Raw genomic sequence first — 7063 nt, 5'->3', positions numbered from 1 at the left:
TCATCCTCCAGTTCCGGAAACTCTTGATGTAATTCTGCTCGATCGGGATAAGTTGCCAGTAGCTCAATCACTCGACGAACCGTAAGGCGAAGATTACGGATGCAGGGTTGCCCATTCATCCGGTTTGGATTGCTCGTAATACGATCTAGTTTCATTAGAGTAATTCTATTGCTTCATGATCATTTTAACCTTTAGCGGGGGTAAGCAATGCCTGAAAGACATCCCCCACATATCCATTCTCTGTCATCATATAAACCGTCACCCATACTATCTTTATATCACGCCCAAAAGCGTGTTAGCCAGATTAGCCCACACCGCACTTAAACCCACAGCTTCAATCAATGGGCATGGTGCGTTCCCCAAAAATTGATCGCTGGAGCGGTAGAAGTTGCATTAGGGAACGCACCCTACAGCGATTGCTGCGCGATTCGATCTTTTTGGGATAGGGTTTGTCGGTGATCAGCTTTCAGTCAGTAGTCAGGTTTTTTCTCCCTGCTCCCTGCTCATAGACAGTCTTAACGAGTAATTCAGATAGTCATACTAAATCCTGTTTAAAAGGTATAGGAGAGTGGGAAGTGGGGGGAAGGGAGCGGGTTTTTCAAGTTGGATTGGCAGTTAATCATGCTATTAAAAACCGATTCAGTATAACGAGCAAAGTTGAGCGGCAAGCGATCACCTTCAACTTAAACTAAAATACCATAATTCTGTCCGCTCCAACGATGTGTTAGCTTGCTGGACTAAATAAATTGCAGGACTTTAGTTAATAGTGAAAATACGAATAGGGGACTTCAATTTGTGCGGGGTCTAACCTGAAAGATAAGTCTTTGAAGTCCTTCATCAACAATTGAAAAAGGAAGAATGAATAAGATATAAATTAAGCCAAACATACCAGCAGCAATAATCCATGCACCTATTAATCCTAAAGCACCTCCAAGTAAAAAGCCGATAGTTGAACAAATATTAATAAGACTAGAAGAAATAAATTTAAGAAATGTTGGTTGGAGGAAAGTATTTAAAATAATTCCAATAATTGAACCTAAAGTTAAACTTATTATAGGAGGATTTTTTAACGAGTAAGATTTGTCTGAGTGAAAAGCAATATTCCATATAAATATACCTAATACCACTCGTATGGTTGCATCCCAATATACTGAGTCACTATTTAAGAAATGATTCATGACTAGAGCAAACACAATACCGCAAGAAATTGATATTAAATAAACAACTTTTTTTAATGGTAGTAGCTGATTAATAGCGTCAATAACTCTAGTAAATATAATAGAAAATATAGCAGACCAATAAATAGAGCCAAGAACCTGATGACTTCCTAATAACGGTGCTAAAGAACTACCAATAAGGACAATTGGATTTATAAATTCTAATGAATTAGTTTTAATATACTTTTCTATTGTTGTAGAAATAAACACACACAAACTTACGAAGATAAAGACAATCCAGTATTCTTTAGAAGCAAATTGATTGCCAACAGTAGAGCCTATATTTGCGAAGATTGGAACAGATAAGTAGGCAAGATAAAGAAAAATTAATACTATAAATGTTTTTCCTATATTTTCGGATATCCTGTTTATGTTAGATCTGGCTTTACCAGCTAAACTCTTCATTGCAATAGCATATAGCCATGATGCCATTGATAATTCAAGAATTACCCTAATGTATAATATTGAAACATATAAACTAAATCGAGATGGAATTTGACTAAGTAAATAAGTTAAAACCTGATCTACTTGAGTTGAGGAAATAGTAATGATAAGTACAAATGGAACAAAACAGGTAAAAACAAATAATTTAAAGCGTGGAAATTTACTGATTGATTGTTTTTCCTTTTCATCCAAAAAAGCTTTATACAATTCAGTCGATAAAATATTATCTTCAAATGTTAGGAATGAACTTAATTTATTTGTAGAAGCAGTAATATCTAAATCAATAGATTTATCAAATTCAACATTTTCGATTTGAAGTATATGAGCATTATTAAATTCATCACCAACCGCAATTGTTTTTCCATCAGGTGAAATAGCACAACATTTCAAAAGAGTATCAAAAGAAAAGCTAGATAGAAGCTTGGGACGATACATTGGTAGGTCTTCCTGAAAAAGATCATGCAAATCCCAGAGCATGACAGTGGAGTCATGATAGGAGCAGGTAACAAGGTATCGATTATCAGGAGTTACAACAATATCAGTAATTGGCTGTCCATGCCCATCTGTAGGACTACGTAAACCATCACCAAACCAAATCGACCCTGTTGTTCCTAAATCAAGAGTCTTACTATTCTCCTGAAATTCAAGATACCATATCTTAACTTCAAGATTTCTTTCGTGAACAGAAAATATTTGCTTCCCATCAAAGGAAAGAATTGCCTTACCCACCCCAAAGCCAGAGTTTGTTGATTGACAATTAAAACTGTTAAGTTCCTTACCTGTTAAAATGTCCCATACCTTAACCGTTCCATCTTTAGAGCCAGATATTGCTCTCTTTCCATCTGGAGTTATCATAACCGATTTTACTTCATCAGTATGACCAATAAGCTCCTTATATAGTGAAGGCTTAACAATAATTTGCCCGTTCCTTAGAATTTTAATTTGCTGTAATTCCCATATTTTTAGAGAATTATCTGCTGATGCAGTAATAATATACTTTGCATCTGGCGTGATTGCTATTGAATTAATATCTCTAATTTTATCCTTTTTTAAAGGATGGCAAAGAAACTCTGTAAGCATTTGCCCTGAAGTAATATCCCAAACATGAACATTACCTTCATCAGATGATGAAATAATTCTTTGGCTATTAGGTGAAATAGTAATAGATCGGATATATTGAGAATAAGAAAAGACCTTGTTTCCATCTATCTCTAATAATTTACTACAATTATCAGCCAAATCAAGAATTTTAATTTTATATTCACCTCTTCCTAAAACGATCTTCTTACCATCTGGTGTAAATGTAATATCATAAACAGTTTTTCCAAACTGAGATTTATCTTCAATCGAATCATCACAAGAAAAGCTCTCCAATTTTTTGAGATCCCATATCTTAATTTTTTTATCTCCTACATAACCAATCATGTCTTTTCCATTAGGAGAGATAATAACTTTCCATTCCCCTCTAATTGCTTGTTCACTAATCTTTGCTATTATATTCGATGTATCTATATCTGTAACAATTAACGTCTTGTCTGATGAGATGGAAATCAACCATTTGCTATCTGGTGTGATCTGTAAACATTGGATATTATCTTGATTCTGTTTATCTATTTTTTTAAGAAATGTTCTTGTTTGAACTGACCATACCCAAAAATCTAAGCCACTTTCAAATACTATTATTTCTCCATTCGGCGCAGCCACTAAATTTTTAAATGAGACTCTGATATCATCATCCCAAATTTCAATAGTAGCAACAAAGTTAAGTTTTTTGTCTGTATCTAGTTCATAAATTAATACATCCTCTGCGGATGTTTTGAGAAGCAATTGGTTACTATGGGGTATTTTTTCGACTATATTTGAAATCAGTCTAAATGTGGCTCGACTATAGGCGTCATAGGCGTGGTAATTTAAGATTGGATAGGTTGATATTTGGAGTTCTTTGCCTGTTTTAATATCCCAAACTATAAGACTTTGATCGAAATAGCTAGCAATGATTAGATCACTATCCTCACTAAGGATAAAAGAATGAAGTACTTCTCTGATATCCCAGCGCCATTTGGAGTAACTATCAATAAACTCATCTTCTGATTCTGCGTTTATATTTCGAGAATTCTCCTGGATTTCTGCAAATAAATTCTTCTGTTGTAATGCTATATAGTCCTTATGAACAAGCTGATGTACAGCTAATTGTTTCTCTAAATCCCAAACAATTAGAGTTCCATCCCAAGAACCGCTAATGAAATATTTACCATCTTGAGTAATTGCAATATCAACAATATAGTTGTTATAAAATCTTTGCTGTAGACAGCCTGCAATAGGGTCAAGGAAATCTACTTGAGGGCTTTTGTGGTTGTCAAATCTTCTTATATAAGTCTCATTCTCCAGATCCCATAATATGATTTCTCCCCACATTTCCCCAGAAATTAGATATTTTCCATCGGGATCAATTGCTATAGCAGTAATGTTGCTTTGATGTCCAGTGAGTACTCTGTTTAGGTGACTACTTGGATTTGTTAGGGTAGGAAATACTGGTCTGAGCCAAGGCTCATTTTGACTATCTCTTGCTTGATCTAGTAACGAGCGTATCATCTGAGAAGATGATGAATAAGAAAATCTTCCCCATAGTTGGCTAGCTAGTTGATTTTGAATTTTTCGGTATGTAGAGAAGTTAATGTGTTCAAGTAAATTCTGTTTGCTACTCTCTTCTGCCTGTGATTCTTCTAGCCAATCTTCCAATCCAGGAAGACCACTACCTAAAGTAGTTGCCAAGCGATAAATTTTTTGTATCGCTTTCAGGTCTAATACATCCTCTGTAGAAATAGGCAGATCAGAATAATCGACTAAATCGTAGTCTTTAATTAAAGGTTCGACATCTAGTATTGATATCTTTGCAGTAACGAACTGAAAATCCAGTAATATACCTATATATTCATCTAGTTCATAGGTTTTTACAAAGTACCTTGGTAAATCTAAAAGTTCTTCTTTCTCAGAATTAGGTATTGCTTGTAGTTTTAGTAGGAAATTATTTTGAATCACGTAAATTCCTCCAAATCTTGTTGAGTATTCTAGTCTTCTGCTTATTAATTTCTTTGAGATCGATTCCCGCTGCCTGAATAATATCAATACGATTCAAGAAATCCTGAAAACTTTGGTGATAGATTTTGTAACAGATCTCATCTTTAATATTTTGCTTATGAAGAAACTGAAGCCACTCATCTAAAATTTCTTGAACCGTAATATTTGTCTCTCCAATATACTTCGCAACTTGTTCACGAGAGATTGCTCTATATGATTCAGAAAGATGATAAATCACATATAACTTTGTTTTGGGGAGAGGGCTAGACATCATTCCCATGCGCTCCCAGTGTTTTTCGTAATAGTCTTGAAGCCCCTTAGGCAAGGAATCAAGTTTAGTAATACTCTGATAAACCCCCTCTTCAATATTAGGTAGCATATAGCGAAGATACAAAAAATTCTTTTCGCTTTTTTCAGTTATTACATCAATAAATTCATTGATTGAATTTGCAATTATTTCTATTTGCTTACGAAGTGTTTCTGTTTTATTTATTTTTGCTCTAACATAGTCACGAATATCTTGATTGGTATCAGCTTCATACTTAGAATCAAGAAGACTCAAACTTTCATTAGCTAGATGCTTTCCAGATAATTGAGCAGGCGTATCTCGCCTTTCACTCATAATAATGAATACATTTTTAGGCAAATTAGCGGACAAAAAAAGTATATTGGCCCCCTGGCAACTATAAGGATCTACTTCATCAAGTGCATCTATTACAATGACTATTTTTTCTTTGCTTTCCTGAGAAGCTTTTTCTAGTGCTGACAAGAGCAAGTTAGAATATTCATTCCTATTGTCATTAAAATCTGCCTTAATATTATGCCTAAGATTCAACTGCTCAATAATATTCTCAACAAATTCGGATGCTTTGTCTCTTTCTTTCTTGACATTAAAGTAGGCAATACATTGATTGTCTATAACCCATTGAGCTAGGATTGAACTTTTTCCCATCCCCGGATCACCTGTAACCAGGAAGTAACCTGATTCTCTACTATTAATAAACTGAGAAATAGCATTAAAGACGTAAACTCTGCCGATGAAATCTTGAGATTGCTTTTTGATGAGACTGTCAAAATACCCTGAGTATTTATGGGATTTTTTGCTCGCAGATACATCAGGCGTATTACTGGGACTTTCTACTTTTTTGGGCGATCTCTTACCTCCCTTATCCAGTTACTAAAGGTGGGTAAATAACGCTGAAAAGTACTCTCCGTATCAAGCTCAGCTTCATAGCTTATGGATACAAACGGTGGTAACACTGAAAATGCAGCCTTTAACCTGGCAGCAGCAGGCTTTCCTGGTTCGTTTAGCTTGGCTAAAATTTCCTGAAGAAGTTCTAGAATTTCTGTTGACGGAACATCATGTGTTTGTCCAGACACTGCCTGCACTTCAATTACCGTTTCTGCAATAATTTGCTGTGCCTCATCATCAGGAATACGCCAATTTGCCACCATTCCTGCAATAATCTCCCATTTTTCCTGCTCAAAATTCTGGATTTCTTTTCTTTTGTCGCGAATTAGCTGATTGAGCATAACTTTATCTTCAGGGCGACTTTTAGCCAAAGTACTACGAAACCCAGCTAGTTGTTCTCGCAAGTCCTGAATATCTAACTCGATCTGTTGAAGTTCTTGGGGAGACATATATATTGAAATTTCTTAACTATATCTACAAATGGCTTTTTGGGTTTTAATTTTTGCAGGGTTGAAGTCAAGCTAACTACATATTATGCAGAAACTTTCTGTATAACACTCTCTAGAGTAACGATATGGGTCAACTTTCTGTATAACACTCTCCAGAGTAACGATATGGGTCAACTTTCGGTATATCACTCCATTTAGGCGCGATTGCAAGAACTTTTCCCTATATCACGCCCAAAAGCGTGTTAGCCAGATTAGCATATTGCCAAAAACCTTGTTTAACTAAATTCCTGACAATAAGCTAAAATAACAGGAGTTTTCTGGAATTATAGCGATGATTCCTATATCTGACCGCACCCCTTGACAAAAATTTACAATTATTCGACCTTTAGCGATCGCTATCGGGGGATAGTTGTTTTTTGTTACAGCAGTGGGGGGAAGGGAGCGGGTTTTTCAAGTTGGATTGGCAGTTAATCATACTATTAAAAACCGATTCAGTATAACGACCCCGTTATGCCGTGTCCCTACAGATGGACTTCAACGGCTCTAGCATTCGCCGCGTCACGGATTGACATCCTCGCCGCCCTAAAAGTGCGGCGATTCCTAAACCTCACGATTTAAGTTTCTGCTTCAACCACCGTTGCATACCACGGTTAAAAAACCATGTACTGTCTTACACAAAGTCC

At 35.7% G+C, this 7063-nt stretch carries 4 protein-coding genes; all 4 read right to left on the bottom strand.

What is annotated here, in order from left to right; genetic code table 11:
- Positions 1 to 155 (bottom strand): DUF433 domain-containing protein (locus tag EWV84_RS15485; RefSeq protein WP_287078538.1); only part of this gene is annotated, 155 nt, incomplete at its 3' end.
- Positions 156 to 788: 633 nt separating this feature from the next.
- Positions 789 to 4700 carry a WD40 repeat domain-containing protein gene (locus EWV84_RS15480; RefSeq protein ID WP_287078722.1) on the bottom strand — a complete coding sequence of 1304 codons (3912 nt, stop codon included), beginning with the start codon at positions 4698 to 4700 and terminating at the stop codon, positions 789 to 791.
- On the bottom strand, positions 4687 to 5712 hold the full coding sequence (locus tag EWV84_RS15475) for a P-loop domain-containing protein (protein ID WP_353806925.1): 1026 nt from the start codon (positions 5710 to 5712) through the stop codon (positions 4687 to 4689). Before EWV84_RS15475 ends, EWV84_RS15480 begins: the two co-directional genes overlap by 14 nt.
- A 164-nt stretch (positions 5713 to 5876) precedes the next feature.
- The gene (locus EWV84_RS15470; protein WP_287078720.1) at positions 5877 to 6380 is read right to left on the bottom strand and encodes a hypothetical protein; all 504 of its coding nucleotides are present in this window, start codon (positions 6378 to 6380) and stop codon (positions 5877 to 5879) included.
- Between the last annotated feature and the right edge of the window lie 683 nt (positions 6381 to 7063).

This window comes from Microcystis sp. M_QC_C_20170808_M3Col (genome assembly GCF_007095505.1).
In the GTDB taxonomy this organism is placed as follows: Bacteria; Cyanobacteriota; Cyanobacteriia; order Cyanobacteriales; family Microcystaceae; genus Microcystis.
This window is presented reverse-complemented; position numbering and strand designations above follow the sequence as displayed.